The following is a 16,942-nucleotide window of genomic DNA, read 5'->3' as shown; positions in this document are numbered from 1 at the left end:
GGCGGCGAATTTGGAGAGTATGGCCTTATGAGCCCTACGAGATGACCACTTCTCCACTCCGCAAAAATCCTATTGGGGCGCAATACTTTGCGGCTTGCCTTGGGTATCTCCGCCCGATCCAGTTTGTGGCGTGGGCTTTTCCGCAGGTGCGTTAGTCGTTGGCTGATCGCCTGTTGGCGGCGTTGCCTGATCGGAAGGTTTGTTCTGACCAGTCGTAGGGGCATTCTGACCTTGCATAGCTTTATTGTCAGTGCTTTCGCCAAACATTTCGGCACCACCCCAGGCAAAGAGTGCAAGAAGCAAGCCACCAATTAGAACCCAAAGAACGGGTTTACCAAGCGGACCCTGTCTCGCTTCCCTCGCGGTTTCCTTAACGTTGTTATCTGGTGTGCGCTGATTGACCATTGTTCGTCCTTTCGTTGAAAGGTGAACCGGTAGAACTGCTTATAGTTCCGCCAGAATCTGGTGAATAGCTTTCCATGGCGGGAAGCCGTGAAGCTCTTCACATGCCCTCGGCGTAGGTCTGTTATTTCAACCCGGCGTCAACGCAAACCACAATGGCTTGAACGCGCGAGATAATTGCCTCCCCAGCGACCTGCGTTGGACTACTAATTCTAAAATTTCCGTAATAGCAGTCAAACCCGGCAAACCATGTTTGCCGGGTTTTTTAATGCTGCTTTGCGACTGTTATTTATTGATCGAGGTGACGGCTAAGTTGGTAAGTTTGTTATTGGCTGCTTTTTCTTGATCAAGAATCTCGCTCAGCAGAACATGAGCCTGTTCATTTCCAAGAACCTTTGCCCATTCGCGCAGAGAACCATAACGAGCGATTTCATAATGTTCCACCGCTTGGCAAGCGGCCAATGCCCCAGCTTCCAAGGCAACGCCTTGGGCTTCCGCCAGAACACCGTCCGTCTCTTTTAAGAGACCGTCCGCAGCATCACATTTCTCGCCTTGCGCCTTCACACCAATGGTCTTGAAGACCTTTTCCAAGGTTTTGATCTGGCTCTTTGTTTCTGCAAGGTGGTCGTCCAAGCTCTGTTTAAGCGCTGGGTTTTTTACCGCGCTGGATACTTTTGGAAGGGCCTTTGCGATAGCATTCTCGGCGTAATAAACATCTTTGAGGGTGTGCTCGAACAGCTCTGCAAGTGTTTTCATATTGGTGCTCCGGTTTCAATTCAGCACGTCAACAACTCGCAGCTAATTTGATCGTTCCGGATTTAATGCGAGACGGGGTGCGGCCGTCAGAACCCTTTTGCCCAAATCTTCAGGTCTTTTGCTTCGGCTCCGGAACCTTCACACCGCCGAATGGGTTGATCTCCCAGCAACAGAAATCCTGCTTTGGGAGAAAAAAATGCAACGTCTACTATTAGCCTTTGCTGCCTTGAGCGTGATCGCCACGGCAAACGCTCAAGAAGCGGCAAAGCCGTCCACCGATCCCCAAACCCCAGCGGTTGCCACGCCTGACACCCAAAATCCCGCCGCTCCTGTAGCAGGCGCCAATAGCTTTACCGAGGGCCAGGCTAAGGAACGGATAGAGGCTAAGGGATATACCGACGTAACAGCTCTGACCAAGGGTGAAGACGGCATCTGGACCGGTACAGCGATGAAGTCCGGGAAGTCGTTTGAGGTAAAGTTGGACTATCAGGGAAACATCACGGAAGCCGCTAAATAAGAAAAATAAATTAGATTGGAGGTTTGACTATGCAAACGATTACAGGACTTTACGACGACTATTCCGATGCACGGGCAGCAGTAACCGCACTGGAAGGCGCCGGCGTGTCTTCATCGGATATCAGTATCGTGGGCCGAGATCATGATGGTGTCGATACCAAGAGTAATGCCGGTGAAGGAGCGGCCGCGGGCGCTGGCATCGGCGCTGTTGTTGGTGGAACAGGCGGTCTCTTAGCTGGCCTCGGCATGCTGGCGATCCCTGGTATAGGCCCGGTTGTTGCCGCAGGTTGGCTCGCAGCGACGGCGGCCGGGGCTGCGGCAGGTGCAGTGGCAGGCGGGGCTGCCGGCGGGCTTATCGGCTCGCTGACGAGTGCCGGAGTGGATGAAGATGAAGCCCATGTTTATGCAGAAGGTGTTCGCCGGGGCAGTACACTGGTTTCGGCGCGAGTAGACGACGACCAAGCCGACCTCGCTCGCTCCATCCTGAACGAAAACCGCCCAGTAGATATTGAATCACGCCGAGCAATGTATCGAGAGGAAGGTTGGGAACGCTTCGATGCGGACAATCCTGATCTTACCTACGAAGAAATAGTACGTGAACGTGATCGCGCCAAAATGTATCGCCCGCTTTAAGCGAAATCGAATAGAGGCCGACGCAGCAGAAGTCGGCTGCGTGGGCCTTATTCTAGGGTTTCAACCCGTCGTCCATTCGTTGTCACTCGTTCGACTTTGCCACCAAAATTCGCAAATGGATTTCCTGCTCCAGTGATGAATAAGTCCTTTCCGACTGGAAGCCGTTTTGCGGTGTATTCCTTCGACGTACGGCTTCTATCTTGCGATGTGCACGCGCAGCACGTGTGTTATCGAACCACATGTCGAATTCTGCGAGATAGATTGCTGCGACAATCGCGGCATGTGCGCCTTTTCCCCGGAGTCCGGTGTTGGCCCCAAAGCGGCCTCACCTGCAGAAGGACCGTACCGGATGGAAAGAGAACCACAATACGAGCGTTCTCGATCAACGAAATACGTTTTTCGCGCCGGGCGATGCGACACCGCGAATGGGTCCATTATTGAAGGAAAGCTTTCCTACCAATGCATAATTTTCTCGAGTCAAAATCGATTTTAGGGTAAAATTACGCATCGCATTTGAAGGGCTGCAGCGTCCTTGCGCGCCGTATTCGACGCGGGGCGCTGCAGAGGAATGGTGAAGCCAATGAAAAGGTTAGCAATCTTTGCCCTGTCGCTGGTGACGGCGCTGATGAGCGTCCCGCCGGCCATGGCGTTTCCCACCCTTGCCGTGCCGAAGATCGAAGTCGCAGAGGCGCAGCCGGTCCAGTACAGGCGTTACCGCGGCGGTTACAACCGTGGATACTGGGGCGGCTATCGAGGCTACCGCGGGCATAGATACTATAATGGTAACGACGATTGGGCTTGGGCACTGGGCGGGCTCGCGACTGGCGTAATCATCGGCGGATTGCTGGCGCAGCCGAGGTATTATGGCCCCAGCTATTACGATGAGGGCTACTACGGGCCGACCTATTACCGTCCGCGCTACTACGCGCCACGCAATTACCGCCGGGTCTATTATGGCGGCAACACACATACGCGCTGGTGCTATGCGCGCTACCGGTCTTATAGGGCTTACGACAACACGTTCCAGCCCTACTACGGTCCGCGACGGGCGTGCGTCTCACCCTACTATTGATTGCAGGCGTCGTTGCCGAGCCACCTAGCGCTTTTTTCCGGACGCGCAGGCTACCGGATTCTTCGGCTTCTCCTCAAACGTCTGTGCGTATTTCCCCATTGTGCATGATGAATAAAATGCCACATTTTTCTGACAACACTCACGGTGAAACAAAGTGGAGCGGCCATGACGCGCAAGTCCAAATCCCCGGAGAGCCCCTTGGACGAACACACTGTGCAAGAGCTGGAACTTCAGGAGCGTCTGATTATCAAGTACATGAAAGAGGGCATGACGCGCGAGGAAGCGGCAATGCATGCGCTCGCCGACTTGCGGGAGAAAATGGATCGGGGCTGAGGCGGTTCCATATCATGCGGCTTAAGCATTTGCAGAGCTACTAGTCGATCTCTGAAGAGCCTGCCGGTGACTTGCTTGTAGTTTACGGTGGTCGGGGCGGTGATTGTCAGCGATGTTGAAAAGAACGTGTAAAGCGCGTCGTTGTGCCAACCGGAATATTCCTGCGGATCGAGATCGCGATCAGCTATAAAATCGGGAATTGCACGATCTGCGTTTGGACTGTCGATGTCCATCTGAAGAAGTGTGCAATGCTTGTTCTCGTGTGCAACACGCAGCGCAACAGCTTGAACAATTGCGCCCGCGCCTATCGAAGTTGGTCTAGCAATTCCTTGGCATCGACGAGGTCGTGCGTATCAAATCCTTCGGTGAACCAGGCATAGACAGGGGCGAGGAGGTCGTAGGCTTTGTGCCGCTCCCCGTGGTGGACCCACAGGCGGGCAAGCGAGGTTGATGCGCGCAGATCGAGGGATGCGGCGTGCTGTTCCCGAGCTACCTCGATGGCGCGGAGATAATGTGCTTCGCTTGGCTCGAGGTCGAGTGTTGCGGAGCCGAGCACGAGATCTCCAGCGATCCGGTGAAGTTCCGACTCCCAGAGGCGAACGCCTGTAGCCGCCACATCTTCTATCGCTGGCTTCAAGGCATTCAAACCGGCATCTGCCTCGCCGGCAAGTCCGCAAACGTTGGCGAATAGGCACACGTAAAAGCCCTTCGCTTCCACGTCTTCGTCGGCTGCCAGCGCCTCCTGGATCGCGGTCATGCCCGCCCGAGCTTGCTGTTTGCCCTGAAGCGCCGAGATGTAGGCCATTTGCAGGTTGGCATCGGGTATCCAGCGGGGCATCGCGTCATGCGCGATCTGCGACATCGCCTCAATCTTTTCCCTAGCCGCGGCGGCATCGTTGCGGAAGCAGTGAAGAACAAACGCAAGCGAAAGGGCATTCATGACACTGGGCGGGTGGGCCAGTTTGCGGGCCAGGGTAACGGCTTCTTCCGCGCGGGCCAGCGCCCGGTCCGGAAAGCCGAGCATCCACAGGCTTACCCCCTCGTGGGCAGTGGCGCACACCGCAGAGTCGTGACCGCTGTATATGAAGGTGTGAGAGAAATGCTCAGGTCGGTAGAGAGCGAAACCCTGTGCGGTGTGCTCGCATACTGACCGCCACTCGCCGAGGCAGTAATGTGTCGTCCATTGCGCGTGATGGGCCTCCAGCAGCAGGGATTGGTCCCCCGAGTGCCGGGCGATCGTGACGAGCTCGTCGGCGAGGTCACGCGCCGTGCGCATCTGTCCCCGGGCGCGATAGCCGGTCCACAGGCCACGCAGGGCGGGGAACAGTCGGGATGTCTCGCCGCCGTGTCTGTTGCACAGCGCGTGTGCGCGTGTATAGGCCGCCATGACCTCGGCTGACCTATGGCCCTTGGCGGCGAGCTGTGGAATGCCAAGTGCAAGCTGGAGGTCGATCTCGCGGTTGTCGCGGGCCGGAGTCTCGGGAAGTGTCGCCAGAAGATCCAGGCCCCTGGAGAGGTGAGCGATGGCTTCTGCGTTGGCCGAGCGATAATTGGCGCGCAAGCCCGCCTTATGCCAGTACGAAACGGCATCGTCGAGCAGACCGCCCTCGGTTGCATGATGGGCAAGCACCTCCGGCTCCGCCTCCGCTCGGTCGGGAAAGCGCTCGCGGAGGACCGTGGCGATCCGGCAGTGGAGTTGCTGGCGTCGGCTCTTCAGCAGCGACTCGTAGGCGGCATCCCGCACGAGCGCATGCTTGAAGGCGTAGATTGCATCCGGGGGCGTGTCCCGGCAAAACGCGAGTTCGGCGCGGACGAGTTCATCCAGAGCCGCCCTGAGCTTTGGCTCGTCCATTTGCGCGGTCGCGGCGAGCAACTCGTAGCTGAACTCGCGGCCTATGACAGCGCCGATCTGCGCTATCTCCTTAACCGGCCTCAACCGATCGAGGCGAGCCAGGAGCGAGTCCTGCAGCGTCGAGGGGATGGCGAGCGGCGGCAGTGAACCGCTTAGCTCGTTGCGCTCGCCAGTCTCATAGAGCAATCCAGATTCGAGAACCGCCTTTGTCAGCTCCTCGACGAAAAGCGGCACGCCTTCGGTCTTGGCGAGAATCTGCGCTTGCACTTCGACAGGAAGCGCCCGGCCACCGGAGAGATGGTCAATCAGCACGGCGCTTTCCTTCCGCCCAAGACGATTGAGCGTCAGCAGTGTCACATGCGGTCGGCCGGTCCAGCGGAGCGCAAACTCAGGCCGGAAGGTAACAACCAGCAACACCGGCAGCCGCTCGATCCGATCAACGACGCGATCGAACAGCTCGAGGCTCGTGGGATCGAACCAGTGAGCATCCTCGGCCGTCATGAGCACCGGCCGCTTGGCCGCGAGGCCCTCGAGCTGGGCGAGCAGCGCTTGAAACGTCTTCGCCTTTTTCTGTTCCGGTGCGTCCTCGGGGGCTGGGTAATGACCTGCTGTCGGGATCGCCAAATGTTCAGCGATCAAGGGGATCGCCGATTTCGGGTCAGTCACAGCCAAGACAAGCAGCGCCTGCAGCTTGGCCAACTTCACCTCAGGGGTATCGTGGTGCTCGATTCCGGCGGCCCGCCGTAGCTGGTCCAGCACCGGGAACAGCGCGCTGTTCGTGTGATAGGACGAGCCGTGATAGCGCAGAGACACGCATTCCTCGCCGCGGAGCCGCTCGCGCAGGGCGATCGCGATGCGCGACTTACCGATGCCCGGCTCACCCGACAGCAGAGCTACCTGACCTCTGCCATCCTTGGCCCGCCGCCAGCATTTGAGGAGCAAGGCCAGTTCCTGATCGCGGCCGACAAGCGACGCGAGCCGCATACCGTGCAGAGCCTCGAAGCGGCCCTCGGCTTGGCTCTCGCCAGCGACCAGCCACGCTTGCACCGGAGTGGCGAAACCCTTGAGATCGTGGGTGCCGAGATCAATCAGCTCGAAGAGTTCGCCAAGCAGCCGCCGCGTCGAGGCGGCGATGACCACACAGCCGACCTCGGCCAGTGATTGCAGTCGTGCCGCCAGGTTTGGCGTCTCGCCGACCACCGCCGCCTCCTGCGCCGCGCCCTCGCCGACGAGATCGCCCACCACCACCAGACCCGTTGAGATGCCCACCCGCGCGCCAAGCGGCTCCCTCGCTGGCGTCACCAGCCTGGCGACCGCTGCGGCAATGGCAAGCCCCGCCCGCACCGCCCGCTCGGCCTCGTCCTCGTGCGCCCGCGGCCAGCCGAAATAGGCCAGCACTCCGTCTCCCATGAACTTCGCGACGTGGCCATCCATGCGCGCGATCTCCGCGGCCACCGCGTGTTGGTACCTCCGGATCACCTCCGCCATTTCTTCCGGGTCCAATCGACCTGACAATGCGGTGGATCCGACGAGATCAACAAACATCACCGTCAGTTGGCGACGTTCTGGCTCCGGGTGGGGCGTTGAACCGGCCGCTGACATGTCGGACTTGCCAAGCTCCGCAATCGCGGCCAACACGAGCTTCCTCGGGCCCATCGGGAGGCCCAGCGCTTCAAGGTCGGCATCCAATAGATGCGGGAGCACTTCGGGAGTGATCTCGTTTTTGGCGAAGGTCGTGGCATATTTGGCGAGCCCAAGGCCCGCGAGCCACGCGGCAATGTCCATGACATCCTCCGGGTAGTTCCGAGGCAGTCTAACATCGTGCGAGCGCATTGAGGAACCCCCTCCGAGTCGCTAATCGAGGCGATGCCAGCTGGGAAAGGAGCAGACCGAGGGGCCAATGTCCGCAAATGGCGCAAAGGGGACGTTGCGCCGCCCGTCAGTTTCATTACGTCCGCCCGCGACTTCGCTCTTTCGACGTTACCATCGAGCGCCAAGACCTGTTCATTGTGCCCAGTGGCCCAAATTATAGCTCAACTTGAACGACTGAAACACAGCTAGTCGTGTCCAGCATGCGTCAGTTCCATATATGCAGGCAAGTTTTCCAAGAACCATCGCGTTCCCTTCGCAATACTGTGACGAGGGTCCCCTCAAAGCGTACTTCCTTTCCGTCGTCCCCCGAACCGGTCGCCCACCACTTGCCGTTGGAATAGGCGAGGTCCCCGACACTCTGTGCATCGTGCAGTTCGATGCCATGATCCCTGAACCCTGCCGATATCAAACCCGCCCAGAATTCGGTAATTGCGGCTATTCCCTTCACGGCAGCATGCGTGGGCGGCAGTACTATGCCGTCCAAGGTGTAAAGCGCCGCAACTGCTGCTGCATCTCCGCCGTTGAACGCTGTGTTCCAGCGATGCTGTGCTTCTTTCACGACTGTATTGATGTCGGATTCCGGCATGATTTCCTCCCACTCTTGTTGGTTATGCTGATCCCACTGTCGCTGCAAGCATTTGTGCGGCTTTCAGATCCGGCAACGCTGCTCCTTCGGTGAAACTCGAGCAAATTTCGGCAAGTCGCTCGCGTGCATTGATTTCGCCATTGCCAATGCGGACAAGTCCCATTGCCGCGCGAAGCTCCCAAAAACGCGCATCCTGTGAACGTGCTGTGGTCAGAGCGTCACCGAACCGATCCGCGGCCGTTATAGCCCCTTCGGACCCAAGCTGGAGCAGGGCCTCTCCCTGGAGGCGGAACACCTCGGCTGCGAACCAACGCTCGTTAGTCCGTTCGATGATCACTTGCGCGTCTTCGAGCAGTTGGAGTGCCGCCGCAGGATTGCCAGCTTTCAGCTCGATTTGTGCCAACAGGGCGGCGAAGTAGGGCGACATGTACCGTGCCCCTGTGCTCCTCCACTCGGAGACGCCCCTCTGCAGATCGGTCCGGCCGCGGTCTATTTCGCCTTCGTCTGCTAAGACCCACGCCTGCAGGATCGTAGCTCCCGCTTGCCAGAACCGAAATCCGGCCTCTCCCGATATTTTCGCAAGTTCTGCGGTACGGAGCTTCACCCCTCTACCGTCGCCGAGAATTTGGCGCATCACCCCCCCAAAGAACAGCGGTAGAGCGAGGCTGTTGCGGTGTCCGATCCTCCTCGCTTCTTCCACCGCTTCCTCATTTGTCGCAAGAGCTTGGTCGGGCAGGCCGAGAACCAACTGGGCCCGCGCCAAATAGTCGAGGCATACGACTCGGGGGTCAAAGGCGTAAACGAATGCCGGAGATCGATGCTCTTGTGGATCATAGAGCGCCAAAGCTTCCGTCAAATGTGCGCGTGAGCGCGAAAATTCACCCGCAGGTAATGCGCTGACGCCTGCTGCGCGGTGGGCGAAGAATAAAAGGCGGCGCTCATTGTTCCTGTTGGCCAATTCCAATAGCCTGTCCGCGTCGCGGCGTGCTTCCGCCAGTTCGGCGGCATAGAGATGATAAAGGCAAAGGCCGTAAAGCACCGGAAACAGCTCTTGTATCTCGCCCAGTTCTTCACACAATTCCTGCGCCCGCAGGTATGCCGCCCCGGTTTCTTGTGCGGCAAATCCGTGAACTGCGACGAGCGTACTGCCTAACGCCACTTGAATCGAAAGCTCACGCCTCGTACGCTCCCTTGAGGCCGGAAGGCTGGTCAATCCGCCCAACGCGTTTCCGAACCGAATGAGAGCTTCCGAAGGCGATGAACGTGATAATGCACGCCTTCCGGCTAACTCGTGGTACTCGACCGCCTTTTCGATAAGCGAAGCCTGGCCGAAATGATGAGCGAGCAATTCAGGTTCGGTCGCCGCCATCTCCGGAAAGCGTTCCTCCAGGACGTGCGCGATGCGTGCGTGCAATTGCTGCCGACGACTCAGAAGAAGGCTTCCGTACGCAGCATCCTGTACCAGGGCATGTTTGAAGGCGTAGCTGACCTGGCTCCCGCCCCCTCGACGGAACACCAAGCCGGCTGTCACGAGCTGGTCTGTCGCTCGCTCAAGTTCAACTTCCGGCAAACCAGCGGCCGCGAGGAGTAGTTCGTGGCTAAACTCCCGCCCGATGACTGCACCGATCTGGGCAACCTCCCGGACTGAGGCGAGCCGATCAAGACGGGCCATCAAAGAGTCATGCAGGGTCGCAGGAACTGCTAATGGGGGTAGCGGACCGGACAGTTTGTATTGTTGGCCGTTCTCGTTGAGCAGGCCAGATTCCAGGATGACCTTGGTCAATTCTTCGATGAACAGGGGCACGCCTTCGGTCTTGGAAAGTATCTGATCGAGAACTGGTGCGGGGAGTTGTTTTCCTCCCGTCATAGTCGTGATGATGGAAGCCGCTTGCGCTCGGCTCAACCTATTCAGCGTCAGAACGGTCGCATGGGGAAATCCGTTCCAACGTACAATTCCTTCCGGACGATAGGTGGCAACCAGCATGATCGGGAGTCGCTGCATTCGGTCAACGATCACGTCGAAGAGTTCCGCGGAGACGTGGTCAAGATAGTGAGCGTCTTCAAGCAGCATGAGGACAGGATTGTTGCTTGCGAGCGCCTCAAGCTGTTCGATCAAAACTTCGAAAGTCCGTGCCTTTTGCTTTTGGGGCATCAGGTCGAGCTTCGGATAATGGCTGTCTGTGGGAATTGACAGCAGGGCGGCAATTAGGGGGATCGCCTCTTGCGGATTCTGCGCCGTTGAAAGCGCCTGCTCCAGGAACATCAACTGCTTTTCTGCCGGGTCCGCTCTGTTGATGTCTGCGGCCCGCAGCAACTGGTCTGTGACAGGATACAGTGCGCTCTCTGTATGGTATGGCGAGCAGAAGTAGCGCAGATACGTGATAGGTTCCTCTTTTAGGCGCTCGCGAAGTTCCTGGAGAATACGTGACTTGCCAATCCCGGCCTCTCCAAACAGCTCCACGACTTGTCCTTCTCCCGACGCCGCAAGGTTCCATCGCTCAACGAGGAGGGCTACTTCCGGATCGCGGCCCGCCAGCGGCGCTGTGCTTCCAACATGAAGAGCGTCGAATCGGCCTTCCGCTCTGCCCTCTGCAATTACCTGGTACGAATTGGTAGGCGTGTCGAAGCCGTGCAGCTTCTGGGGGCGGATTCGCTTCACCTCGAAAAGCTTTCCCATTAGTCGAAAAGTGAGTTCGGAAATAAGCACCGTGTCTGGTTCGGCGAGCGTTTGCAAGCGGGCGGCGAGGTTGGGTGTCTCGCCGACGACGGCGTTTTCCTGTGCGGCCCCGGTGCCTATCAGTTCGCCGACGACAACCAGGCCGGTCGCGATGCCGATACGGCAGGAAAGTTGCTGGCGATCATTCGTGGAAAGGGTTTTGACGGTTTCAACAACGGCAAGTCCCGCGCGGACGGCACGTTCCGCTTCATCCTCATGTGTCTGCGGCCAACCGAAATATGCAAGGACACCATCGCCCATAAGTTTCGCGACATAGCCGTCGAAGCGGACGACGTCGCCGGCAACTGCATTCTGGAATTGCCGCAAGACCGTGCCCATCTCTTCAGGATCAAGACGGGTAGATAGACCTGTTGAACCCACAAGATCGACGAACATCACTGTGAGCTGGCGTCTCTCGGCTTCACGTGGCCGAACCGGAAACGATTGGTCTCGAGAATTGACTGCTTTCATACGGGTTGAAGATCGCAAAGGCGACGCATGCTGGTCGCCCTCGAGTCCAGCGATTGCTTCGAGTATTTTCTTTCTGTGCGCGAGAGCAGCGACACCGACCTCCTTTAGATCTTCGGGGGTCAGCTTGGGCAGTGTCTCAGCATCAATCGCATTACTCTCAAAGGCTTGGGCATACTGTCCAAGCCCTAGACTCTCTAGCCAAGCCGCAATGTTCATCAGGGGTCCCCTCTCAGAACGACCACCTAACCCACCACTATACATCATGACTTCATGCATTCATAACAATCACTGAATAGCGTGGCTGGCTTCGACCCGAACTCGACGATCAAATATTCGTAGTGGAGGCCTCAGGCGCTGCCAGGCGGACAATGTCCGCTAATGGCGCCAAGCGGATTATTCCGACTTGGGGCCGGTAGCGGAGTGTCTGCTCTAGGGCGAATTATCGGATAACCGCCCTTCGGCGACCGATCCAGTACCGCTGAGCCAGCAGCACGCGGTATCGCTCCCACGCCATCCGAGTTACGATGCGTAGCTGAAAACGGGCGCGGGCGCCTCGTCGGACCACCTACGACAGGAGGGCAGTGTGAAATCACCAACAGTGAGAGTTATGGCCGCGGCCGAGGAAGATGTGGCGGTCGAAACGGTCATGCTGGCGTTTGCAGCGGATCCGATGGCGCGATGGACCTGGCCGCATGGACACACCAGTACCTTGCGGCCATGCCGCGAATGATCCGGGCCTTCGGGAGCAGCGCATTCTCTAACGGAAGCGCCTTTTGCACCGACGGCTACGCTGGGACGGCGCTGTGGCTATCGCCCGGAGTACATTCCGACGAGGAAGAGCTTGGTGCGGTGATCGAGAGCACGGTTGCGCGCTCTATTGCCCCCGAAACCACGGCCATATTCGAGGAGATGGCCGCATATCACCCGACCGAACCACATTGGTACCTGCCGCTGATCGGCGTCGACCCGGCGCATCAAGGCGAAGGTCACGGCGACGCCTTGATGGCGTACGCACTCGCACGGTGCGATCGCGATCACGCGCCAGCCTATTTGGAATCCTCGAACCCGCGCAACATTCCGTTCTACCGACGCTACGGCTTCGAACCGCTCGGCGCGATCCAGGTCGGTTCGTCGCCGACTCTCGTCCCAATGCTGCGGCGGCCGCGTTGAGCCTCAGTTCGATGAGATTTTTGTGGAATACTGGCGCCGAGCGCGCGGCGAAGACGGCCGGCGGGGCGCCTAGTCGGGTATAGGCGATGTTCGCTTTTAGAAGTCGGACGACGTAGCTTTGAGGAGCGAGATGTGGGCGCGCATAGCCGCCTGACCGCAATCTTTGGAATTGAGAAAGTTTCGTTAACACGTGCAGCCCCACTGTGCGGGGCTGCACGCGCTCAGATTTCAGTGTGCTCGGCTAGTTCCAGCGCATCCTCAATGTCCACGCCAAGGTACTTGACCGTATTTTCGATCTTGGTGTGCCCCAACAGGATTTGGATCGCGCGAAGATTGCCTGTCGCCTTGTAAATCATCGCGGCCTTCGTGCGCCGAAGCGAGTGCGTGCCGTAGTCTTCGCGCCGCAGCCCAATTGCGGTCACCCATTCATCGACCAATCGGGCATACTGGCGAGTACTCAGATGATCGGTGTGGTCGACTCGACTGGGAAAAGCGTAGTCGTCGATTGTTCCACCTCGCCGTTCAAGCCATGCAAGCAAACTTGCCCTCACCTCCGCCGTGATTTCGAACTGAACCGGACGGCCGGTCTTTTGCTGGACGACGATGGCTCGAGTTCGAATTTGCGTTCCTGTCACGAGACACCCGTTTTTCATTTTCACGAGATCGCAGCCCCGCAGTTTGCTGTCGATTGCGAGGTCAAACAACGCACGATCTCTCATGCGTGTCTCCCTATCAAGAAAGAAGCGGATCGTCCAAATCTGGCGCTGTTTCAGCGGCTTCTTGGCCGGCGTTCCACGCCGGACGGCCGAGTGCGGCAGGATCGTATTGTGCAATACCCATTTCAGGTCTCCTTCGGCCAACATTGGCCGGAGAGAAAACGTATGGGGCCCAAGGAATGAAGGGCCGAAAGCGGACTGTCCTGTTCTCGGCCGAGACACTGGGTAAGCCGCCGGTAAGCGGCGGTCACAGCCGTTGCTCGAATGCTGACACTCCGTCAGCAAGCACGGTGGGCAACTCGACCTCAACGATATAGGTCAACTGGCCTTGTGCTCGCTCAAACAGCCATCTCCAGATGGGATGCTCAGAACATTCCGTTTGAGTTGGCTGAATTCTCGGGCATGACCTGGAGCACGTCCCAGTGTTCAATAATCCTACCGTTTTCATCGAGCCGGAAAATGTCGATCCCGGCATAGTCGTGGTTGTTCGGCCAGTGCTGGAAGCAATGCAAAACGACCAGATCAGCCTCCGCAATGGCCCGCTTGATCTCTACCCGCTTGCCCGGCCACTCCCGCGCCATTCGCTCGAAATATTCGATAAAGCCGTCCTTGCCTGTTGTCACATGGGGGTTGTGCTGAATGTAGTCGGCACCAGCATATCGCTCGATAGCCTCGCGCGGTTTGCAGTCGTTGAACATGAGTACATAGAAGGCGATCACGTTCGCCTTGTTGCGTTGTAGTGTTTCCATGCCGTCCTCCATGTGAGAATGGGCGCTTTCGCGCCCTCCGTAGACTTGGAACTCGAACTTGCCATCTGGTTCTTCCCCCCGCGAGCAATGCGACGCGCCCGGCAAATTGTAGTCCAATATTGCGCAGTCTGGCTTGCCCCTCCTGGGTTCGGTATTCGATGGATGCCGGGCCGTTGCGCAAGGAAGCTTCAACAGACAGGGTAATGACGAACCACGTCCAAGGAGCGCATTCGGCGCAGAATTTTCTGCGCCAGCGCCGATAGCACAATCAAGTTATGTCAAAAAGTCAGTCGATGCCTTCGACATTGCGCAATTTCGGAACCACAAAATCGGTAAAGGCTCGCACAGCAGGGCGCATGAATCTGGTGGATGGATAGATCAAATATGCGTCCGTCGGCTTGACCTCGTATTCTGGCAATATGCGCAGCAGGCGTCCGTCGGCGAGCTCTTCCGATACGAGGATTACCTGGACAGGACCTGCACCGTGCCCAGACTTCAGGCTGTTTATCATCACCTGTGCGTTGTTGGTTCTGAGTAGTGGGCGAACGGAAACCTCGGTCATTTCGCCCTCTCTGTATAGTGTGAGGGTATCTCGCGGCGACAGAATGGTCGTTGTGGTGATCATACCCACCTTTGAAAGGCCATTTAAACTGTCGATAGGCCCGACACGTTTCAGATATTCCGGCGATGCGACGAGAATGCGCCGGATCGAACCGAACCTGCGGACGATCAACTCCTGTTGTTCCTGCTTGCCATATTGAACGGCGAGATCGAAATTCTCATAGATTAAATCGACCTGGCGGTTGTCGAGTACGAGATCGACCGCGACTGCCGGATGCTTGTTCTGGAACTCCATTACCATGCCATGAAGATGCTGCGCGCCAATGCAGGACGGGGCGTGGATGCGAAGGGCACCTTCGATCTCGCCCATGTCGTGGCGAACTCCCTCCATCGCGGCCTCAATCGACGCAAGCGCATTACGGCTCACCTCATAAAGTCTCAACCCATGCGCGGTCGGCCGGACCGCGCGCGTCGTGCGCTCCAGCAACCGCGCGTTGACATGGCGTTCGAGGTTGCGGAGATGCTTGGTCACCGCCGGCTGCGAAATACCGAGATCGCGTGCCGCACCTGTCACCGACCCCTTTTCAACGGTCCTGACAAAGGCTCGGAGGGCGAGATTGACGTCCATTTATATCCTCTGGTTATAGCATTCATCACACCATAACGGATAGACGCGGCCCGCGCCACGGGCTTTATGCCTCCCATATTTAGATATCGCGGGACTGATGTGAAAATGTCGATAAGCAGGCGTTCGTTTGTTGTTGGATTGCCAATGGTACTGGGAGGATGCGCGACGCAACAGCCTCTGGCAATGGCCCCGAAGTCACCTGCCGACGATCCGTACTATCTGACGATGTATGCGGCCATCGACACTGAGCCCTTCCCAGTTCCCGCTATCGACCTGAAGAAAGTGAATCCACGCTTCTACCGGCAACAAGTCGCCTACCAGACGAACGAAAAGCCCGGCACGATCGTCGTCGATCCGAACGAAAGGTTTTGCTACCTTGTCCTGGAGAACGGCAAGGCGATGCGGTACGGCGTTGGCGTCGGCAAGATTGAGGCCTTCAACTTCCAGGGCGAAGCTACAATCGCACGCAAGGCCGAATGGCCAGGTTGGCGACCCACGCCTGACATGATCGCCCGCGACCCGGATCGCTATGGACCGCTGAAGGAGGGCCTTCCCGGCGGTGCGGGAAACCCTCTCGGACCACGTGCGCTCTATCTCTACCGAGAAAACCGGGACACCTATTACCGCCTTCACGGCACGATCGAGCCGTGGACCATCGGAACCAAAGTGTCATCCGGCTGCATCCGGCTCCTGAATCAGGACATCATGGACCTCTACAACCGAGTTCCCGTCGGTACGAAAGCGGTGGTCTTGCCGACAATGGCCGTTGCGACCAGTTGAACCCGCTCATCGTACTCGCCGCTGCCAAGGATATGCTCAGGATCAATTGGAGAATGAACGATGCAATGGGAATATCTAGTGATCGAGAGAACCTTGGATTCCGGCGACCTTGGGAAGCTGGGCGCTGAAGGATGGGAGCTCGTCGCGGTTGTCTCTCCGGCGCACTTGGTGCTGCATTACTTCTTCAAGCGAGAGGCGGGATAGTGCACCGCACCAAAAAGACTACGCGACGGACAGATTCGTCGGCACCCTTTCCAGCAACCCGCAACAGAGGAGAATTCCATATGGCCCAGCGTGACGCCGTTTTCCCCGCCGGTCGGCATGACCTCTACACCTCACAGACCTATTCCGCTGCGATCAGATCAGATAATCTCCTGTTCGTGTCCGGTCAGGTCGGCAGTCGCAGCGACGGCTCGCCCGAGCCGGACTTCGAGGCTCAGGTCCGTCTGGCATTCGCTAATCTCGAGGCGACCCTGCAATCAGGTGGATGCGGTCTTGACGACATCGTCGACGTGACGACTTTTCATACCGATCCCGAAAATCAGTTCGGAACGATCATGGCCGTAAAAAGCGAAGTCTTCCCGGCAGCGCCTTATCCGAACTGGACCGCGATCGGCGTCAACTGGCTCGCGGGGTTCGACTTCGAGATCAAGGTGATCGCCCGTATTCCCGGCTGATGTCATCAGGTTAGAGTTTGAAACAGTCGGCCGATGCCTTTCGTAGCTTGCGCACGCAATTTCTGCTCGAAAGGATTTCCGGCGAGGCCAGCGGCGCAGTCGGCGCATGCTGCATTCGGATCCTTCATGCAAGCGTGTGATCAAATGTCCGGCTGAGTCATTTCAGATCATTATCGCAATTCTGGCCCAGGGTGCGTACGTCACTGTGCGGCCGCCCCGGGGTAGGCTTTCTTCGCGAAATCTGCGCGAGAGCTGTTCTCATTTGAATCATGCTGCCGCTTCCTCTGCAATGGCGATGTCCCCTTTTGGCAATCGGCGTGGTTTCAGGAATGGCTAACATGAGGGCGCTTTACGGTCCGGCAGCATGGCAATCGGTCGGTGTCTCTGATCGCATTTCTGCTAAAGTTGGGAGCAAATCGCTTCGATGTCATCAACTGCCGAAGTGTGAAAGG

At 57.9% G+C, this 16,942-nt stretch carries 13 protein-coding genes and 2 pseudogenes; 7 read left to right on the top strand and 8 right to left on the bottom strand.

Annotation, left to right across the window (positions count from 1 at the left end):
* Window positions 1-69 precede the first annotated feature (69 nt).
* Together C7476_RS23975 and C7476_RS23970 are read right to left on the bottom strand one after the other, a co-directional pair.
* Window positions 70-405 (bottom strand): hypothetical protein, encoded by a 336-nt coding sequence (locus C7476_RS23975; protein ID WP_114432440.1) that lies wholly within the window; start codon window positions 403-405, stop codon window positions 70-72.
* A 282-nt stretch (window positions 406-687) separates the two neighbouring features.
* Entirely contained in the window at window positions 688-1,158 is a 471-nt protein-coding gene (locus C7476_RS23970; protein ID WP_114432438.1) for a YciE/YciF ferroxidase family protein, read from the bottom strand.
* A 196-nt stretch (window positions 1,159-1,354) separates the two neighbouring features.
* Here C7476_RS23970 and C7476_RS23965 point away from each other — a divergent pair, with 196 nt between their 5' ends.
* The 4 genes from C7476_RS23965 (at window position 1,355) to C7476_RS28350 (ending at window position 3,712) form a co-directional block, all read left to right on the top strand.
* Window positions 1,355-1,675 carry a PepSY domain-containing protein gene (locus C7476_RS23965; protein WP_114432436.1) on the top strand — a complete coding sequence of 107 codons (321 nt, stop codon included), beginning with the start codon at window positions 1,355-1,357 and terminating at the stop codon, window positions 1,673-1,675.
* Window positions 1,676-1,704: 29 nt separating this feature from the next.
* Window positions 1,705-2,307: a general stress protein gene (locus C7476_RS23960; RefSeq protein ID WP_114432434.1), complete on the top strand. Its 603-nt coding sequence runs from the start codon at window positions 1,705-1,707 to the stop codon at window positions 2,305-2,307.
* 580 nt (window positions 2,308-2,887) lie between these two features.
* Window positions 2,888-3,379 (top strand): BA14K family protein, encoded by a 492-nt coding sequence (locus tag C7476_RS23955; protein ID WP_114432511.1) that lies wholly within the window; start codon window positions 2,888-2,890, stop codon window positions 3,377-3,379.
* 165 nt (window positions 3,380-3,544) lie between these two features.
* A complete protein-coding gene (locus tag C7476_RS28350) occupies window positions 3,545-3,712 on the top strand; it encodes a hypothetical protein (RefSeq protein ID WP_181872584.1) in 168 nt (55 codons plus the stop codon).
* A gap of 304 nt (window positions 3,713-4,016) precedes the next feature.
* Here the strand turns inward: C7476_RS28350 and C7476_RS23945 are convergent, their stop codons facing one another.
* From C7476_RS23945 to C7476_RS23935, 3 genes are all read right to left on the bottom strand, one after another.
* Entirely contained in the window at window positions 4,017-7,349 is a 3,333-nt protein-coding gene (locus C7476_RS23945; protein WP_245426529.1) for an AAA family ATPase, read from the bottom strand.
* Between the two features lie 292 nt (window positions 7,350-7,641).
* Entirely contained in the window at window positions 7,642-8,022 is a 381-nt protein-coding gene (locus C7476_RS23940; RefSeq protein WP_114432429.1) for a YybH family protein, read from the bottom strand.
* 22 nt (window positions 8,023-8,044) lie between these two features.
* Window positions 8,045-11,425 carry an adenylate/guanylate cyclase domain-containing protein gene (locus C7476_RS23935; RefSeq protein WP_181872583.1) on the bottom strand — a complete coding sequence of 1,127 codons (3,381 nt, stop codon included), beginning with the start codon at window positions 11,423-11,425 and terminating at the stop codon, window positions 8,045-8,047.
* A 367-nt stretch (window positions 11,426-11,792) separates the two neighbouring features.
* On the opposite strand from C7476_RS23935, the pseudogene C7476_RS23930 reads away from it, so the two are divergent.
* Window positions 11,793-12,379 (top strand): annotated as a pseudogene (locus C7476_RS23930) (GNAT family N-acetyltransferase).
* 221 nt (window positions 12,380-12,600) lie between these two features.
* On the opposite strand, the pseudogene C7476_RS23925 reads toward C7476_RS23930, so the two are convergent.
* From C7476_RS23925 to C7476_RS23915, 3 genes and pseudogenes are all read right to left on the bottom strand, one after another.
* Window positions 12,601-13,219, bottom strand: a pseudogene (locus C7476_RS23925) (tyrosine-type recombinase/integrase).
* 241 nt (window positions 13,220-13,460) lie between these two features.
* On the bottom strand, window positions 13,461-13,844 hold the full coding sequence (locus C7476_RS23920) for a nuclear transport factor 2 family protein (RefSeq protein ID WP_114432424.1): 384 nt from the start codon (window positions 13,842-13,844) through the stop codon (window positions 13,461-13,463).
* 286 nt (window positions 13,845-14,130) lie between these two features.
* Window positions 14,131-15,033: a LysR family transcriptional regulator gene (locus C7476_RS23915; RefSeq protein ID WP_114432422.1), complete on the bottom strand. Its 903-nt coding sequence runs from the start codon at window positions 15,031-15,033 to the stop codon at window positions 14,131-14,133.
* 144 nt (window positions 15,034-15,177) lie between these two features.
* Between C7476_RS23915 and C7476_RS23910 the strand changes: the two genes are divergently transcribed.
* Together C7476_RS23910 and C7476_RS23905 are read left to right on the top strand one after the other, a co-directional pair.
* Window positions 15,178-15,813 carry a L,D-transpeptidase gene (locus C7476_RS23910; RefSeq protein WP_342633359.1) on the top strand — a complete coding sequence of 212 codons (636 nt, stop codon included), beginning with the start codon at window positions 15,178-15,180 and terminating at the stop codon, window positions 15,811-15,813.
* A 284-nt stretch (window positions 15,814-16,097) separates the two neighbouring features.
* Window positions 16,098-16,490 (top strand): RidA family protein, encoded by a 393-nt coding sequence (locus C7476_RS23905; RefSeq protein WP_114432418.1) that lies wholly within the window; start codon window positions 16,098-16,100, stop codon window positions 16,488-16,490.
* Window positions 16,491-16,942 lie beyond the last annotated feature (452 nt).

It is taken from the genome of Phyllobacterium bourgognense, from assembly GCF_003337575.1.
Classification (GTDB): domain Bacteria; phylum Pseudomonadota; class Alphaproteobacteria; order Rhizobiales; family Rhizobiaceae; genus Phyllobacterium; species Phyllobacterium bourgognense.
This window is presented reverse-complemented; position numbering and strand designations above follow the sequence as displayed.